This is a genomic window from Ruegeria sp. H6, assembly GCF_056532975.1.
The window spans coordinates 318649-335045 of sequence record NZ_JBQFOA010000002.1 but is presented as its reverse complement, the minus strand read 5'-3'; the positions used below and the strand labels follow the sequence as shown (position 1 = coordinate 335045).

The 16397-nt window shown below is 59.5% G+C and carries 13 protein-coding genes; 4 read left to right on the top strand and 9 right to left on the bottom strand.

Annotation, left to right across the window (positions count from 1 at the left end; translation table 11 throughout):
- Window positions 1–103: 103 nt before the first annotated feature.
- From ACR0AG_RS06325 to pepN, 6 genes are all read right to left on the bottom strand, one after another.
- Window positions 104–574, bottom strand: a complete 471-nt coding sequence (locus ACR0AG_RS06325; RefSeq protein WP_480837429.1) for a DUF4177 domain-containing protein — start codon at window positions 572–574, stop codon at window positions 104–106.
- Between the two features lie 80 nt (window positions 575–654).
- On the bottom strand, window positions 655–1911 hold the full coding sequence (pepT, locus tag ACR0AG_RS06320) for a peptidase T (protein ID WP_480837428.1): 1257 nt from the start codon (window positions 1909–1911) through the stop codon (window positions 655–657).
- A 91-nt stretch (window positions 1912–2002) separates the two neighbouring features.
- A complete protein-coding gene (gene gatB, locus ACR0AG_RS06315) occupies window positions 2003–3514 on the bottom strand; it encodes an Asp-tRNA(Asn)/Glu-tRNA(Gln) amidotransferase subunit GatB (RefSeq protein ID WP_480837427.1) in 1512 nt (503 codons plus the stop codon).
- A 91-nt stretch (window positions 3515–3605) separates the two neighbouring features.
- Window positions 3606–4805: a hypothetical protein gene (locus ACR0AG_RS06310; protein ID WP_480837426.1), complete on the bottom strand. Its 1200-nt coding sequence runs from the start codon at window positions 4803–4805 to the stop codon at window positions 3606–3608.
- A 186-nt stretch (window positions 4806–4991) separates the two neighbouring features.
- Window positions 4992–5432, bottom strand: a complete 441-nt coding sequence (locus tag ACR0AG_RS06305) for a hypothetical protein (RefSeq protein ID WP_480837425.1) — start codon at window positions 5430–5432, stop codon at window positions 4992–4994.
- A complete protein-coding gene (gene pepN / locus ACR0AG_RS06300; RefSeq protein ID WP_480837424.1) occupies window positions 5429–7981 on the bottom strand; it encodes an aminopeptidase N in 2553 nt (850 codons plus the stop codon). The genes ACR0AG_RS06305 and pepN overlap by 4 nt, the downstream gene beginning before the upstream one ends.
- Window positions 7982–8184: 203 nt before the next feature.
- Here pepN and ACR0AG_RS06295 point away from each other — a divergent pair, with 203 nt between their 5' ends.
- The 3 genes from ACR0AG_RS06295 (at window position 8185) to ACR0AG_RS06285 (ending at window position 11743) form a co-directional block, all read left to right on the top strand.
- On the top strand, window positions 8185–10320 hold the full coding sequence (locus tag ACR0AG_RS06295; RefSeq protein WP_480837423.1) for a malate synthase G: 2136 nt from the start codon (window positions 8185–8187) through the stop codon (window positions 10318–10320).
- Window positions 10321–10370: 50 nt separating this feature from the next.
- Window positions 10371–10796, top strand: a complete 426-nt coding sequence (locus ACR0AG_RS06290) for a GlcG/HbpS family heme-binding protein (protein WP_480837422.1) — start codon at window positions 10371–10373, stop codon at window positions 10794–10796.
- A 167-nt stretch (window positions 10797–10963) separates the two neighbouring features.
- A complete protein-coding gene (locus tag ACR0AG_RS06285; protein ID WP_480837421.1) occupies window positions 10964–11743 on the top strand; it encodes a gamma-glutamyl-gamma-aminobutyrate hydrolase family protein in 780 nt (259 codons plus the stop codon).
- Window positions 11744–11775: 32 nt separating this feature from the next.
- On the opposite strand, the gene ACR0AG_RS06280 is transcribed toward ACR0AG_RS06285, so the two are convergent.
- Window positions 11776–14016 carry a xanthine dehydrogenase family protein molybdopterin-binding subunit gene (locus ACR0AG_RS06280; RefSeq protein ID WP_480837420.1) on the bottom strand — a complete coding sequence of 747 codons (2241 nt, stop codon included), beginning with the start codon at window positions 14014–14016 and terminating at the stop codon, window positions 11776–11778.
- Between the two features lie 3 nt (window positions 14017–14019).
- Window positions 14020–14484, bottom strand: a complete 465-nt coding sequence (locus ACR0AG_RS06275; protein WP_480837419.1) for a (2Fe-2S)-binding protein — start codon at window positions 14482–14484, stop codon at window positions 14020–14022.
- A gap of 98 nt (window positions 14485–14582) precedes the next feature.
- Here ACR0AG_RS06275 and ACR0AG_RS06270 point away from each other — a divergent pair, with 98 nt between their 5' ends.
- Window positions 14583–15161, top strand: a complete 579-nt coding sequence (locus ACR0AG_RS06270; protein ID WP_480837418.1) for a TetR/AcrR family transcriptional regulator — start codon at window positions 14583–14585, stop codon at window positions 15159–15161.
- Here the strand turns inward: ACR0AG_RS06270 and kynU are convergent.
- Window positions 15154–16347, bottom strand: coding sequence for a kynureninase (kynU, locus tag ACR0AG_RS06265; RefSeq protein ID WP_480837417.1), 1194 nt, complete (start codon window positions 16345–16347; stop codon window positions 15154–15156). The genes ACR0AG_RS06270 and kynU overlap by 8 nt on opposite strands.
- Window positions 16348–16397: the final 50 nt, after the last annotated feature.

Below are 16397 nucleotides of genomic sequence, written 5' to 3'. Positions count from 1 at the left end.
TCCATGTCAGTTTTGCCGGACTTTCGCCTCACTTTCACGCAACAGAGGCGTGATCAGGCCGTGAGATCACAAAAAGCTGAGCTTTCGCACGCAAGCGCCGGGGTCAACGCTTGGCTTCTTCGGCCTCGGCGCTGTCTTCGGGATGATCATCCGACGCTTTCAATGTCAGTGGCGGGTCCTGTGATTCTTGCGAAATCGGGGCCGGGGCAACAACTGGTTCGCGAATGTCCGGTTCGATATCTTCGGGGCCTGGGACAGGCCGGGCCATGGCGACACCTTCATCGGTTTGCATCGGTGCTTCCGGCGCGCTTTCCGCCACAACCTCGGGCGCAGACGCCTGAGGCAACGCCCGCCGGAACACCAGCACATTGCGCCAGTTCACGGTGGACGAGGTCAGACCGGTCCGTTCTTCGCTGGGCAGCAATTCTGCGCGCTGGTATTCCCAACCCTCACTGCCCAACTTGTTCAAAAGCTGTTCGATGGAAACGGCAAATCGGCCTTCCGAGGTTTTGACCCCCTTGGCCTTGGTGCCTTTCTGAGGGGCGGGGACAACTTTGTATTCGTAGTGCAGCATCAACCGCTCCTGATTGGCATATTTGGGCACGTTACCATTTTGACGCGCGGGCGAAAGCGATCTTCGCGTTTCGGCAAAAATCAACCGTCACTGTTGCCCTGAGCCCGCGCCGCCTTGCCGACCAGAGATAGGCAAAGTTCGGTCGCCAATGCCATATCCTGAACGGAAATCCACTCTAGCGGGCCATGAATGCACTGCATTCCGGTGAAAATGTTGGGGCAGGGGGTGCCAAACTCGGTCAGGCGGGACCCATCCGTGCCGCCCCGGATCGGGACCGAGACCGGTTCGATCCCCAGATCGCGGCAGGCCTCTCGCGCCAGATCAACCGGCGTCATATCATTTTCCAGCCAATAGCGCATGTTGCGGTATTGATGAGAGATGTCGCAGGTGATCTGCGCGCGGGGTTCCGTGGCCTGAACGGCCTCGCACACCTGGCGAACGATGTTACGCTGGGCTTCCAATCCGTCCATTTCGAAATCGCGCAGGCTCAGCTTGATTTCCATCTCGGACGAGCCGCCGTTCATGTCGGTGATATGGATAAAGCCTTCGCGCCCATCGGTCACCTCGGGCGTCAAGGTGGCCTGTGGCAGGGTCTGCACGATCTTGGCCGCCAGATGTGCGGCGTTGACCATCTTGTCCTTGGCCAAGCCGGGGTGGATGGAAACTCCGGTAATCTTGATCACCGCCAGATCGGCCGAGAAGCTTTCATATTCGATTTCGCCCACGTCCTGACCGTCGAGCGTATAGGCGAAATCGGCCTTGAGATCCTTGGGCAATTGCTCGGTCACGCCGCGGCCAATCTCTTCATCGGGGGTGAAGGCAATGCGGACCGGCCCGTGGGCGATGTCTTTGTTCTCCAGCAGGTGCCGCGCCATGGTCATCAGGATCGAAACGCCCGCCTTGTCATCACCCCCCAGCAGTGTTGTGCCAGACGCGGTGATCAGGTCATGCCCGATCTTGTCGGCCAGATAGGGGTGCTCGTCCGGCGACAGCACCAAATCGGGATCGTCGGGATAGCTAATGTCACCGCCATTGTAGCCTTTGATCACACGGGGTTTCACCCCGGTTGCGTTGAATTGCGGCGCGGTGTCCACATGGGCCAGAAACCCGATGGTCGGCCCATCGGCGGTACCGGGAATGGTCGCAACGACAACGCTGTCGCCGGTCAGTTCCACGTCCTGCGCACCGATCTCGGTCAGTTCCTGCTGTAGCAGGTTCAGCATGTCGAACTGGATTTCAGTGCTGGGGGTCGAAGCTGAGGTTGCGTCGCTTTGGCTGTCAATGGCCGTATACCGCATCAACCGGTCTTCGAGTTCCTGATCAAATCTTTTCTGCATGGCACCTACCTCTCTGGTGCCGAAGAAAGAGCGGAAACGAAAACGGAGTCAAGCCGAGGGCCTGACTCCGTTGCATACCGTAGTGCGGGGCTTATCCGCCCAGCTTCTTGCTCACCAGTTCGTTCACCGCCTTGGGGTTGGCCTTGCCACCGGTGGCTTTCATCACCTGACCGACGAACCAGCCCGCCAGTTTCGGGTTCACCTTGGCCTTTTCGACCTGCGCCGGGTTGGCGGCGATGATCTCATCCAGTGCGGCCTCAATGGCGCCAGTGTCAGTCACCTGTTTCATCCCGCGATCTTCCACGATCTGCGCCGGGTCGCCGCCTTCGGTATAGACGATCTCGAACAGGTCCTTGGCGATCTTGCCCGAAATGGCGTCCGAGGCGATCAGGTCGATGATCCCGCCCAACTGCGCCGGAGACACGGGTGAGTCGGTGATGTCGTGGTCTTCTTTCTTCAACCGGCCAAACAGCTCGTTGATCACCCAATTTGCGGCCAGCTTGCCGTTGCGGCCTTTGGCGACCTCTTCGAAATAGGCGGCGCTTTCAACTTCGGCAGTCAGGACCGATGCGTCATAGTCGGTCAGGCCGAATTCGCGGATGAAGCGTGCTTTCTTGTCGTCGGGCAGTTCCGGCAGCTTGTCGGCGATGTCGTCCACCCAGGCCTGCTCGATCTCCAAAGGCAACAAATCGGGGTCGGGGAAGTAACGGTAGTCATGCGCTTCTTCCTTGGACCGCATCGAGCGGGTTTCACCCTTGTCAGGATCATACAGACGAGTTTCCTGATCGATCTCACCACCGGCTTCGACGATGGCAATTTGACGGCGGGCTTCCACTTCAATCGCCTGCTGGATGAACCGCATCGAGTTCATGTTCTTGATTTCGCACCGCGTACCCAGATGCGAGAAATCCTGCGTCTCCTGATACTTCTCATAAGCACCCGGCAAACAGATTGAGACGTTCACGTCCGCGCGCAGGTTGCCGTTCTGCATGTTGCCGTCGCACGTACCCAAATAACGCATGATCTGACGCAGCTTGGCGATATAGGCTGCGGCTTCTTCAGGGCCACGGATGTCGGGGCGGCTGACGATCTCCATCAGGCAAACGCCGGTGCGGTTCAGGTCGACGAAGGACATATGCGGATCCATGTCGTGGATCGACTTGCCCGCGTCCTGCTCCATATGGATGCGTTCGATCCGCACCATGCGCGCCGTGCCGTCACCCATTTCAACCAGCACTTCGCCTTCGCCTACGATAGGGTGATAAAGTTGCGAGATCTGATAGCCCTGCGGCAGGTCGGGGTAGAAATAGTTCTTGCGGTCAAAGGCCGATTTCAGATTGATATCCGCCTTCAGGCCCAACCCGGTGCGCACCGCCTGTTCCACGCAATATTCGTTGATCACCGGCAGCATGCCTGGCATCGCTGCGTCCACGAAGGCCACGTTGGAATTCGGCTCGGCCCCGAATTGGGTTGATGCACCCGAAAACAGCTTGGCATTAGATGAGACCTGCGCGTGCACCTCCATCCCGATCACCAGTTCCCAATCGTGCTTGGCCCCGGCAATGGTTTTAACTTTGGGCATTTCGTATGTCAGGTCGAGCATGGCGCGCCTCATATCCACATAAGTCTAGGCCAGCGTATTAGGCCCGGCAGGGCCGGGGGGCAAGGGTGCAATTTCGGGAATGCCGAAAGGATCAGTTGCCGGACAGTTGCAATCCCGCCGGGGTGAAGGTCACGCATTTACCGTTGTGCAGTTCGTCGCGGAACAGATCGGCAATTGCGCGCAGCGCGTCGCGGTGTCCTCGGGCAGCAAAACGCTCGGGCGAGTTGATCCGCACGCTGTTGTTGAACCCATCCGCGGCGTGGGCCCAGATCAGCGGATGCAACTCGGTCAGGTGATCGCGGATCAACCAGTCTGCCGCGCTGCTGATCTGTGCCTGTTTCTCATCCGCCTGCGGATTGAGGCCCCGCCCGATGGGCAGCGTGATCGCGCAATAGGCGGCCAGCAGGTTGATCATCTGCTGTTCGGGACGGCGCTGAACGATATCGCGCAACCCATCGATGAAATAATCGACATCGACCCGCGCGCGGGCATCGTGGTCTTGCTGAATGGCATCGAACTGCACCCAAGTATAGCCGCCCGCCCCCCAGACGTCATGGGTGCGCGCCGCTGTACGCAGCGCTTGCAATTCAAGCTCTTGATAACTGCCGAACCAGCGCGGCAGCAGGTGGCTGCCCATGGATCGCATATGGCGATGGTTCTGCGGGTCCAGAGAAATCAGGCGTTCATATTTGTCCGCAACGCGGCCCTGCGTTTTACCTTGCCCCGCAAACAAGGCGCATTCCGCCGCTGCGATGAGCGGGCTGTCTGGTGCAGCAGTGATGCAATCCGGCAGAAGGGCGGCGGCACGATCAAAATGCGCTGCACAGCGCGACCAGTGCTGCGGATGCATGGATGTGTCGCGCGTGGTTCCGCGCCAGGCCCAGGCCAAATCGATATGCGCGAGCGCCACAACAAGGCCGATCATCGGGTCATTCGCGTGATCTTGCAGCTCAGATTCAAGCTCGGATATGCCGCCGAGCAAATCATAGTCCGAGATGGCTTTCTCTTCGGACAGCGCATGTTCCACAGCTAAAACCACGTCGGCACGGGCACCAAAGGCCAGCAGTTCTGCGATGGGTTGCCCGCATGGCGCGGTTTCGCGGTTTTGGTCCGCGGCGCGCATCTCTTTCGACAATTGCGCCCACATGTCCTGACGCGCCAGATGGCGGCCTCGGTCAATTGCGTGGCGCCCGATCAGATCGCCTGCGCACAGCTCTGCGACGGGAATGTTCAACTGATCCGCACCATAGATCGGTCGGGCCTCATGCTGGGATGGGGCACCCGTAGCCACGGCCTCAGACGGAGGAGAAGAAGATAAGCGGGCAGACAACGCCCTCAGGGACCGAAACATGGCAACACTCGAACTTGTACAAACTGGTAACGCTTTGAGCTTGGTGGCTATTTGTGCCCAATTCAAGGCGGCACAAAGGAAATACTGCACCGGAGTGTCTAATCCACACAGATGGCGTGGATCGTTTCACAAGACCCGAAAATGGTGCCGTTCTACTGTGCAGCCGGCGTTCATCAGCAAGGTTTCAAGCTCACGATGGGGTGGCAGTGATTCGGCGGGCAACCGCAGCTTTTTGCCCGATTTCAGGATCGCAGACACGCGCACGGAAAAATCCCAGCGCGTGTCAAAGCGGAATTTCTCAACCTCAGCCAGATTGACCTGACCGTGCCGTTTGCCCGAGTGCCAGCGGAGTTCAGCGTCATCCAGACTGGTGCCTGCGGTGGTGTCATGGATGATATCCCAAAGCGCCGGCAGCGTTGCCAGCGCCAACAGGGCAACCACCCACAAGGCGGCGTCCAGAAAGATCAGCAGGCTCGCCAAAGCGGCGTATACCAGGATCAGGATCACGACGGTGCGGCTGTCGCGATTGTGGCGTTTGAACGCAAAGCCGGATTGAGGCTCGGTCATGTGCCCAGAATACGCGTGACCATCTCGGTCGTGTCGCGTGACAGATCAGGGGTTTCAGCGATGCGGGTCAGCTGTGCGCGCAGCTTTGATTGACGTGCGGCGTCATATCGCTTCCAGGTCTGGAACGCGCTGCACATGCGCGCTGTGGTTTGCGGATTGACCGGATCAAGCTGGATCAGCCAATCCGCCAAAAGGGCGTATCCCGCACCGTCTTCCCGATGAAACCCTGCATGGTTGCCTGCCAGCGATCCGAACAACGCCCTGAATCTGTTCGGATTCTTCCAATTGAAGCTGGCGTGTTGTGTCAGGCGCGCCGCCGTCTTTGCGGTGGTCTCCGGTGGTGCCATTGAAACCTGAAGCGCAAACCATTTGTCCATGACAAGCCGGTCATGCTGCCATTGATCGCGGAAGGCTGCCAACTGGGCCTCACCTTTGCTGGCGCGCAACAGGCAGGACAGAGAACTGAGCTGTTGGGTCATGTTGTCCGAGGCCTCATATGCCTCCGCCGCCTTGGCACCGCCATCCAGGTGGGTCGTCAGGGCCAGTGCTGCGCCGCCCAGTGCCCGCTTGCCGGATTGCTGGGCATCCGGTGAATAAGGCGCCTGCACAAGGGCTTCGCTGTGTAGGCGGGGCAGAAGGTCCTGCATGTGCTGGGCTGTAGCCTGACGCAATGTCTCTACAGCGCCCCAGATGGCCATGGGATCCGGGGTGACGCCACTTTCGAACAGGGCGGCTGCGAGTTCGGATTGTGTTGGCAGCCCCAACATGAGCGCGCGATAGGCCGGATCCAGGTCCCGGTCGCGCAGTACGGCCAGAAGTCCATCCAGATAGGCTGCGTCTGGCGCGGCCTCTTCGGTGATCATGCGGATCAGGCAGACCTGGGCCAGCGACCGTCCGGCTTGCCAGCGATTGAAAGGATCGGTGTCATGCGCCAGCAAAAAGGCGCGTTCGGCGTTGCTGTGGTCATGTTCCAGTATTATCGGCGCCGAAAATTCCCGCAGGATCGAGGGCGTGGGACGTGCCGCAAGACCCGAGAATTCAAAGCTTTGTTCTGCTTCGGTCAATTCCAACACTTTGGTCGCGCGCACTTCGTCGCCGTTGGGTCCTAGCAATCCGACCGCCACCGGAATGACCTGCGGCAGCTTTTCCGACTGCCCCGGTGTCGGGTCGGTCCGCTGGCAGAGCGTTAGCGTGTAGGTGCCATCCTTCCAGGCCTCTGACACAGTTACGCGCGGCGTGCCCGATTGGCTGTACCAGCGTTTGAACTGGCTTAGATCGCGCCCGGTTGTGTCTTCGAACACCTGCAGCCAGTCTTCGATGGTGCAGGCCTGACCGTCGTGGCGGTCGAAATACAGGTCCAGTGCCTTGGCATAGGCTTGATCCCCGACGAGGCGTTTGAGCATACCGATCACTTCGGCGCCTTTCTCATATACGGTCGAGGTGTAGAAGTTGTTGATTTCCTGAAAACTTTCGGGTCGCACGGGGTGTGACAATGGCCCATTGTCTTCGGGAAATTGCCGCGCGCGCAGGTCGATGGCGTCGTGGATGCGTTTCACCGGGGCCGAGCGCATATCGGATGTGAATTGCGCGTCACGGAAAACGGTCAGCCCCTCTTTCAGGCACAGTTGAAACCAGTCGCGGCAGGTGATGCGGTTGCCGGTCCAGTTGTGAAAATACTCATGCGCGATGATCGCCTCGATCCGTTCGAAATTCATATCGGTCGAGGTCTCAGGGCTGGCCAGAACAGCGGACGAGTTGAAAATGTTCAGCCCTTTGTTCTCCATCGCGCCCATGTTGAAGTCATCGACGGCCACGATGTTGAACACGTCCAGATCGTATTCGCGGCCATAGACATCTTCGTCCCATTTCATCGATTTTTTCAGCGCTTCCATCCCAAAGGCGCATTTGCCCTCATCGCCTGGGCGAACCCAGAGGTTCAGTTCGACGTCACGGCCCGACATGGTGGTGAATTGGCCGGGATGAGCGATCAGGTCACCGGCCACCAGCGCAAACAGATAGGCGGGTTTGGGCCAAGGATCGGTCCATTCGGCCCATCCGTCACCCTTGGCCGACGGGTTGCCGTTTGACAGCAATACGGGCAGGTCGCCGTTGATGCGCACGGTAAACGTGGACATCACGTCGGGGCGATCCGGATAGTATGTGATTTTGCGAAAGCCTTCAGCCTCGCATTGGGTGCAATACATGCCGTTTGACATGTATAGCCCTTCAAGCGCGGTATTGTTGCCCGGATCGATCTCAACCTCTGCCTCCCACACAAACGGGGTATCGGGGACATCCAGTGTCAGCCCCTTGTCGGTGACATTTGGGGTGACCGGGGCACCATCAATGCTGGCACGGATGAGTTTCAGATCCTCACCGTGCAGGAAAAACGCGGTGCCCGTCGCTTCAGGGTTCGGCCGAAAGGTAATGCGCGAGGTCACCCGCGTGGCATGCGCGGCCAGATCGAATGTCAGATGCACATTGTCCACCAGATAGGCAAAAGGTGCATAATCCTTGAGGTAGATCGTGGTGGGGGCAGCGTCGCGCATGGTGTCCTCGCATCGGTGGTATCAGGCGCGACGTTATGGGCATCGCGCGTCGGCTGCAACCGAAGGCACCGACCTTATCATCTGCTTTGAAGCTCCTTTCATGAAGCCAAGAAACAGAAATCCATGACCATAAGTTGCCTATCGGAAACTTTCGCCCTAATTCATGAGCGCATGCCAAACCGCACCATTGGGGAGAATATCAGATGAGCAGCAGAGAAACCCGAAACGGGTTGCAGATCGATGGGGTGCTGGTCGATTTCATCGAGGCGCAGGCCCTGCCGGGAACCGGTGTCTCACCCGAGGATTTCTGGAGCGGGCTCGCGCGTCTGGTCAATGAGCTGGGCCCGAAGAATCGCGATCTGTTGGCCAAGCGCGCCGATATCCAAAGCCGGATTGACGGATGGAATGCTGCGCGCAAGGGGCAGGACACAGATCCCAGCGAGTATCAGGATTTTTTGCGCGAAATTGGCTATTTGGTCGACGAAACGGGTGATTTTCAAATCGAAACGGCCAATGTCGACCCGGAAATCGCCCTGACGCCAGGCCCTCAATTGGTTGTACCGATCACTAATGCCCGTTTTGCGCTGAACGCGGCCAATGCGCGCTGGGGCAGCTTGTATGATGCGCTGTATGGCACGGATGCAATGGGTGATCTGCCATCGGTAGGCGGCTATGACACAGCGCGTGGCGCGCGCGTGATCGCCTGGGCCAAGTTGTTTCTGGACGAAGCCGTGCCTCTGTCCACCGGATCGTGGGCGGATGTCTCGGGGCTGAGCATTGCCGATGGCGTTCTGACGCCAGCATTGGCCAACCCCGCGCAATTTGTCGGATTTGCAGGTGCGCCGGATAAGCCTGAATTTGTTCTCTTGAAAAACAATGGCTTGCATATTCAGATCATGATCGACCCATTCAGCACGACTGGCGCGACTGATCCTGCAGGTATCGCCGACATACGGCTGGAATCGGCGCTGTCCACGATCATGGACTGCGAGGATTCGGTGGCGTGCGTGGACGCCGAAGACAAGGTGGTCGCTTATGGCAACTGGCTGGGCCTTATGAAAGGTGACCTGACCGAAGAGGTCACCAAGGGTAAGCAGACATTCACACGCAAGCTGTCCGGCGATGTGACCTATACGGCGGCCAATGGCGAGCAGGGAACACTCAAAGGTCGTTCGTTGATGCTGGTGAGGAATGTCGGGCATCTGATGACCAACCCCGCTGTCTTGGACGCCGAAGGGCGCGAGATCGGCGAGGGCCTGATGGACGCGCTCTGCACCACTTTGATTGCGATGCACGACCTGCAGCGCGCGGGCGGAAACTCGGTCTCGGGGTCGGTCTATGTGGTCAAACCCAAGATGCACGGCCCGGAAGAGGTCGCTTTTGCGGTCGAGATCTTTGATATGGTCGAAGATATTTTGGGCCTGCCGCGCAATACCGTGAAGCTGGGCATCATGGATGAAGAGCGCCGGACCTCTGCCAATCTGCGGGAATGCATCCGCGCGGCAAAATCGCGGGTGGCCTTCATCAATACCGGGTTCCTGGATCGCACCGGGGACGAAATACATACCTCGATGGAGGCCGGGCCCATGCTGCCCAAGGGTGACATCAAGAACACGCCCTGGATCGCTTCTTATGAAGATCGCAATGTCGATATTGGTCTGGCCTGCCGCCTGAAAGGCAAGGCCCAGATCGGCAAGGGCATGTGGGCCATGCCCGACAGAATGCATGAGATGCTTGAGGCCAAGATCGGTCACCCGCAATCGGGTGCGACCTGTGCCTGGGTTCCGTCCCCCACAGCGGCGACGCTGCACGCGACGCATTACCACAAGGTTGACGTTCTGGCCCGTCAGGATGAACTCTCTGCAGGCGGTTCGCGGGGCACGCTGGAGGATCTGCTGACCGTCCCCTTGTTGGGCGGGCGCAACCTGAGCGAAGAGGAAATCACCCGAGAGGTTGAAAACAACGCGCAAGGTATCCTGGGCTATGTCGTGCGTTGGGTGGATCAGGGTGTTGGCTGTTCGAAGGTGCCCGATATCAATGATGTCGGTCTGATGGAGGACCGTGCCACCTGCCGGATCTCCTCTCAGGCGCTGGCCAACTGGCTGCACCATGACGTGGTCAGCCAGGAACAGGTCATGGCCGCGATGCAAAAGATGGCCGCTGTGGTCGATCACCAGAACGCAGGGGACCCCGCCTATAGCCCGATGTCGCCCGGTTTTGACGGTATCGCGTTTCAGGCGGCGTGTGATCTTGTCTTTAAGGGCCGGGTGCAACCTTCGGGGTATACCGAACCCGTGTTGCATGCGCGTCGATTGGAACTGAAGGCCAGCTTGGGTTAACAGCACCGTCAGGAACGTGTGTATTTTTCGCCAGATGAAAGGGATCAGGCATGGCAATTACCTTGCGCAAAGCGCGCACCATCATTCGTAAGGCGATTGAAAAAGGCCGGGAGAAAGAGCTGAAACCGCTCTCGGTCGTGGTGCTGGATGCAGGCGGGCATGTGATCGCGTTCGAGCGCGAAGACGGCGCAGCCCCCGGTCGTTTTGGCATTGCGCATGGCAAGGCCTATGGATCGGTGATGCTGGGAATGGCCGGCACCGCCCAGATGCAACGCGCCGAGGGGCAGGCCTATTTCATGGCGGCGGTCAACGGCGTCTATGGCGGGCAGGTTGTGCCGGTTCCTGGCGGTGTGCTGGTTCGGGATCGCAAAGGCGCGGTGATCGGGGCAGTTGGCGTGACCGGTGATACCTCGGACAACGACGCCGAAGCCGCCATGGCGGGCATCGAAGGGGCCGGATTGGCGGGCGAAATCTGACGGAAGGTCCTTCCGACGAGATCAGGTTGCGGACTGACGTACCGGTTCGAACAGGCTATGTGCGCAGTTGAACACGCACCTGCGCCACCATGCAGGGTGTGTGCCGTTGCGCGCATTTTTTCTTGTGGTTAGGCTTTCTCAAACTGAAACCTGACTGAGGAAACGCAATGGCAAGGCCAGTCGTCGGAATCATCGGCAACTCTTATCTGATGAATGACCAATATCCGACCCATGCTGGCGGAACGATGAATTCTGATGCTGTTTCGAATGTCTCAGAATGCCTGCCGATGCTGATCCCCTCCGACCCTCGGTTCGTGTCGGTGGAAGAATTGCTTGAGGTTTGTGACGGGTTTCTTCTGACCGGCGGGCGACCCAATGTCCATCCCGAGGAATACGGTGAAACGGCCACCGAAGCGCATGGAGAATTTGACCGCGCGCGCGATGCAATCACGCTGCCTCTGGTGCGGGCCTGTGCCGAAAGGGGCCAGCCTTTCTTTGGCATTTGCCGCGGTTTCCAAGAGGTCAATGTCGCCATGGGCGGCACTCTGTACCCGGAGATCCGCGACCTGCCGGGGCGGCAAAACCACCGGATGCCGCCGGACGGGACCCTGGAAGAAAAGTTTGCTCTGCGCCATGTCGTCACACTGAGCGAAGGCGGCGTCTTTCATCGGCTGTTAGGGGCGCAAGAGGTGATGACCAACACGTTGCACGGGCAAGGGATCAAGACTGTTGGTCAGAACATCGTGATAGATGGCCACGCGCCGGACGGAACGCCTGAGGCTATTTATGTCAAGGACGCGCCGGGCTTTACGCTTTCGGTGCAATGGCACCCGGAATGGGATGCGGCAAACGACCCGGTCTCGCGCCCGCTGTTCAAAGCTTTCGGCGACGCCGCGCGCGCATGGTCTGCGGGTAAAGAGCACGCCCATCTGAGGCGCACAGGGTAAAGGCCGACCCCTCGCAGGGTCGGCGCATTGTTTTACATCAGCAAATCGAATTGCTTGTTCAAGGGCAGGCTGCGTGCGCGTTCGCCTGTCAGGTCGAACAGAGCGTTGCCAAGCGCCGGCATGGACGGGGGCGTCCCGGGTTCACCAGCGCCACCCAGATGTTTGTTGGTCTCAAGCACACGCACCTCGGTGACCGGCGCGTTGTGGATGCGCAAGGCGTCGAAATCAGGGAAATTGTACTGTTCGACTTCGCCCTCGGCAAAGGTGATCTCGCCAAAGGCCGCCGCCGACAGGCCATAGATCATACCACTGATCATCTGTGCCTCGACTGTGGCCGGATCCAGCGCGAGGCCCATATCGCAGGCGATCCAGGCGCGATTGATCCGAATGGTGCCGTCTTCGTCCACCACTTCGATTACCTGTGCTACGGGTGTGCCAAAGCTGTAGGTCAGCGCGACCCCACGCCCGACGCCGTCTGGGGTTTTGCCCGTCCAGCCAGACATTTCGTGCACGGCCTCAAGGCACCCCGCAGAAGGGGCATGTTCGGATTTGGCCAGCTCTAGGCGAAATTCCAGCGGGTCGCGCCCGGCGACGTGGGCCATCTCATCCATGAAGGTCTCGTGAAAGAACCCGTTGTGGCTGTTGCCGACGGATCGCCAGAACCCCACCGGAACGGCCAGATCGGCGATGTGGCCGCTCATGCGATAATTGGGCACGCTGTAGGGTTGGTTGAAGAACCCCTCGACCAACACCTTGTCGGGGCCTGCACCAGGCAAACCGGTATAGCGTGCAACAGCTTGCTGCGTACAGGATTGTGAGGCGACCTTGCCGTCAAACAATACGGCCTGACCGTCCTTGACGGCGCCGCGCATCCGCGCGAGCGCGCCAGGGCGGTAGAAGTCGTGGCGCATGTCTTCTTCGCGGCTCCAGGTGGTTTGCACAGGGGTGCCGGGCATTTCCATCGCGACTTTGGTGGCAATCTCGCCAAAATCCAACTCTCCGCGTCGGCCAAATCCGCCGCCCAGATAGGTGGTGTGGATATCAACCGCATCGGTTTCCAGATTTGCCACATTGGCCACGCGCATCTGAATCAGGGTCGGCGCCTGGTTGCCGCACCACAGGTCCAGCTTGGTGCCTGTGAACAGCGCGGTGGCGTTCATCGGCTCCATCGTGGCGTGGGCCAGATAGGGCGCGGTGTATTCCGCCGTGATTTCGGTGGCACCCTCGGGCAGGACATCGACATCACCGTCATCCCGCATGGTCGAGTTCGGAGCGGCGTCAAAGGCCTTTGCGATCTCGTTGAAGATGCCATCGGTCTCAGGTGGATAGGGGGCATCGTCCCAGTCGACTTCAATGGCTTCGACCGCTTGCATGGCCAGCCAGGTGTTGCTGGCAATGACAGCAACACCCGTGCCCAGGTCGACGATTTTTTCGACGCCGGGCATGGATTCGGCGGCACTCGCGTCAAAGCTTTTCATCTCGCCCCCCAGTCTGGGGTTCATCCGCACACTGGCGAATTTGAGCCCTTCGGGGCGCACGTCGATCCCAAACGTGGCCGTGCCGGTCGATTTGCCGGGAATGTCCAGGCGGGGTTGGCTTTTGCCAAGCAGTCGCCATTCGGCAGGATCGCGCAAAGCGGCCTCTGGCGGCTCGATTTGTCCGGCTGCCTCGGCCAGATCAACATAATCGATCCGGGTTCCATCGGGCGCAACTACGGCGCCGTTATCCGTGTTCAGCTGGGACCGATCAATGCCCAGCCGGTCCGCCGCAGCCTGTTTCAACGTTTCGCGCGCAGTGGCACCGGCCATCCGCATCCGCTCGAACCCATCTTTCATCGAGGTTGAACCACCAGTGACCTGCAGGCTGAGCGTTTTACCCAGAACGCCCAAAGCCTCACCCAGATTGTGTTGAAAATCCGAGATGTCGTAACCTTTGTTTGGCAGGCCTTCGCCTACCAGCGCGTGGTTGTAATAGGCGGCCGCAGCAGGTCCGTGCAGCACGCGGATGGCGTCCAGTTCGACGTCAAGCTCTTCGGCGATCAGCGCCGCCCAGGTGGTCATAACCCCCTGACCCATCTCGGCCCGTGGGGCGAACAGGGTCACGCCTTGCTGATCGATCATCACAAACGGGCTGAGGGCGGTTTCACCCCGACCCGGCTTTAGCGGGTTTGCAGCAGGGCGGGTGACGTAATATGCGCCAAAGGCCACGCCGCCCACGACAGCGGCAGAGCCGATCAGGAAGGTGCGGCGCAGGATTTTTCCGATGCTTGCCATGGCTCAGGCCTCTTTCAGCTTGGCGGCGGCGTCATGGATGGCGGCGCGGATACGGGGATAGGTCCCACAACGGCAGAGGTTGCCTTGCATCGCGTCATCGATATCGGCATCCGTCGGCGTTGGGTTTTTGGCCAAAAGCGCTGCGGCCTGCATGATCTGGCCGGACTGGCAATACCCGCATTGGGCAACCTGATTGTCGACCCAGGCTTGCTGGATCGTGGCCATCGCATCCGGCGTTCCCAATCCTTCGATGGTGGTCACGTCGCCCCAAACGTCCGACAAGGCCACCTGGCAGGACCGCACGGCTTCACCATCAATATGCACGGTGCAGGAACCACAGGCGGCCACGCCGCAGCCGAATTTCGTGCCGGTCAGGCCGACCTCGTCACGCAGAACCCACAATAGGGGGACGTCATCAGGCAGGTCGACCTGATGTGCTTTGCCGTTGATGTTCAGAGTGGTCGACATGGCGCGCCTCTTTCTGGCTGTGGCTGGTTCTGACATATTTAATCGAAAGTGTCAAAGTGTCAATTGACAAAAATGACAAAAAGTGTCAAGGCAGAGCCATGAAAGATAAATTTGACGATCCCAAGCAGCAGGCGATCCTTGCATCGGCGCTGGATGCCTTTGCAACCTACGGATTTCGCAAGACATCTATGGATGACATCGCCAAAGGCGCGGGAATGTCCCGCCCTGCCGTCTATCTGCATTACAAGAACAAAGAAGCGATCGTGCGCAGTCTGACACAGGCGCATTACGCCGAGAAAATCGACAACGTATCACGCGCGCTGTCCGCAGATGGCAGCGTTTCCGAACGGCTTGCGCAGGCTGTTGACGGACAGATGAAGGGGCTCGCAGCGATCCTGACCTCTCCGCACGGGCGCGAGATGCTGGATACCAGCAAGTCGACCGCAGCGGATATTCTGGCCGAAGGCGAGGCCGAGATGACCGCGCTCTATGCGGATTGGCTGCGGCGCGAGGACAGCGCCGGGCGCGTTCGTCTGCCCAACGGGGCCGAGGAAACGGCAAAAACGATCACCGCAACCTTGATGGGCGTCAAAATGACGGCCTCTACCGCCGAAGAATTCGAACAGCGCATTTCGCAGCTGGCCGAGTTGCTGGGCGCCGGGCTGGAGGTCAGGTAACGCGCTGACGTGTTCTGTATTCGGGTTTGTCCCAGAGCCGATTGCGAATGATGTCCGCCAGAATCTCGACCGCACGCTCGACATCCTGGGTGTCGATAAACAGTGGTGTAAAGCCAAAGCGCATCACGTCCGGGGCGCGGAAATCGCCGATCACGCTGCGTGCGATCAGGGCCTGCATGGCGGCATACCCTTCTTCGAAGCGGAATGACACCTGGCTGCCGCGCAAATCCGGGTTGCGGGGGCTGGCGAGTTCCAGCCCCGGGCAGGTGGCTTCGACCCCGGCAATGAACAATTCGGTCAGTTCGGTGGACCGAGCCCGCACGTCGCCCATATCGGCCGTGTCCCAGATGTCCATCGAGGCCGACAACGCAGCCATCTGCAGGACCGGAGGGGTGCCCACGCGCATCCGTTCGATCCCGTCACCTGGGCGATAGTCGAGGTCAAAGGCAAAGGGGGACTCATGCCCCAGCCAGCCCGAAAGGGCCGGGCGTACCTTGTCCGAAAGTCGCGGCGCGACATAGACAAAGGCCGGGGCACCGGGGCCTCCGTTCAGGTATTTGTAGGTACAGCCCACCGCGAAATCCGCGTTGCAGCCGTACAGGTCCACCGGAATTGCCCCGGCAGAATGAGCCAGATCCCACACGGTGATCACGCCATTGGCATGGGCCAGCTCTGTCAGCGCCTTCATGTCATGCATGCGCCCGGTGCGATAATCCACCTCGGTCAGCATCAGCACCGCAATCTCTTCGGTGATGTGCGCGGCTACGTCCTGCGGATCCACGACCCGCAATTCGTAATCCGAACCCAGTGAGCGCAGCAGTCCGTCCGCCATATAAAGGTCGGATGGGAAATTGCCATTGTCCGACAGCACAACCTTGCGCTTTGGGTTCAGTTCCAGTGCCGAAGCGACCGCCTGATAAACCTTGATCGACAAAGTATCGCCCATCACGACGCTGCCTGGTTCAGCCCCAATCAGACGCCCGATCCGGTCACCCAGCGCTTTGGGCATTTCCATCCAACCGGCCTTGTTCCAGCCGGTGATCAGCATCTTGCCCCATTCCTCGGTGACGGTCGTGTTCACACGCGCACCCACAGCCTTGGGCAATGGTCCCAGCGAGTTCCCGTCCAGGTAAATCATTCCGTCCGGTAGATCGAACATGGCCTTGGTCGCTTTGAAATCGGTCATGGGTGGGCTGCTCCGGCGATGAATGCGTTTCTTATCTAGGGGCTACCGGA

What these genes read in the sequence shown, in the direction of transcription:
- ACR0AG_RS06325 (WP_480837429.1), bottom strand. Translation starts at nt 574, where the DNA reads ATGCTGCACTACGAATACAAAGTTGTCCCCGCCCCTCAGAAAGGCACC.
- pepT (WP_480837428.1), bottom strand. Translation starts at nt 1,911, where the DNA reads ATGCAGAAAAGATTTGATCAGGAACTCGAAGACCGGTTGATGCGGTAT.
- gatB (WP_480837427.1), bottom strand. Translation starts at nt 3,514, where the DNA reads ATGCTCGACCTGACATACGAAATGCCCAAAGTTAAAACCATTGCCGGG.
- ACR0AG_RS06305 (WP_480837425.1), bottom strand. Translation starts at nt 5,432, where the DNA reads ATGACCGAGCCTCAATCCGGCTTTGCGTTCAAACGCCACAATCGCGAC.
- pepN (WP_480837424.1), bottom strand. Translation starts at nt 7,981, where the DNA reads ATGCGCGACGCTGCCCCCACCACGATCTACCTCAAGGATTATGCACCT.
- ACR0AG_RS06295 (WP_480837423.1), top strand. Translation starts at nt 8,185, where the DNA reads ATGAGCAGCAGAGAAACCCGAAACGGGTTGCAGATCGATGGGGTGCTG.
- ACR0AG_RS06290 (WP_480837422.1), top strand. Translation starts at nt 10,371, where the DNA reads ATGGCAATTACCTTGCGCAAAGCGCGCACCATCATTCGTAAGGCGATT.
- ACR0AG_RS06285 (WP_480837421.1), top strand. Translation starts at nt 10,964, where the DNA reads ATGGCAAGGCCAGTCGTCGGAATCATCGGCAACTCTTATCTGATGAAT.
- ACR0AG_RS06280 (WP_480837420.1), bottom strand. Translation starts at nt 14,016, where the DNA reads ATGGCAAGCATCGGAAAAATCCTGCGCCGCACCTTCCTGATCGGCTCT.
- ACR0AG_RS06275 (WP_480837419.1), bottom strand. Translation starts at nt 14,484, where the DNA reads ATGTCGACCACTCTGAACATCAACGGCAAAGCACATCAGGTCGACCTG.
- ACR0AG_RS06270 (WP_480837418.1), top strand. Translation starts at nt 14,583, where the DNA reads ATGAAAGATAAATTTGACGATCCCAAGCAGCAGGCGATCCTTGCATCG.
- kynU (WP_480837417.1), bottom strand. Translation starts at nt 16,347, where the DNA reads ATGACCGATTTCAAAGCGACCAAGGCCATGTTCGATCTACCGGACGGA.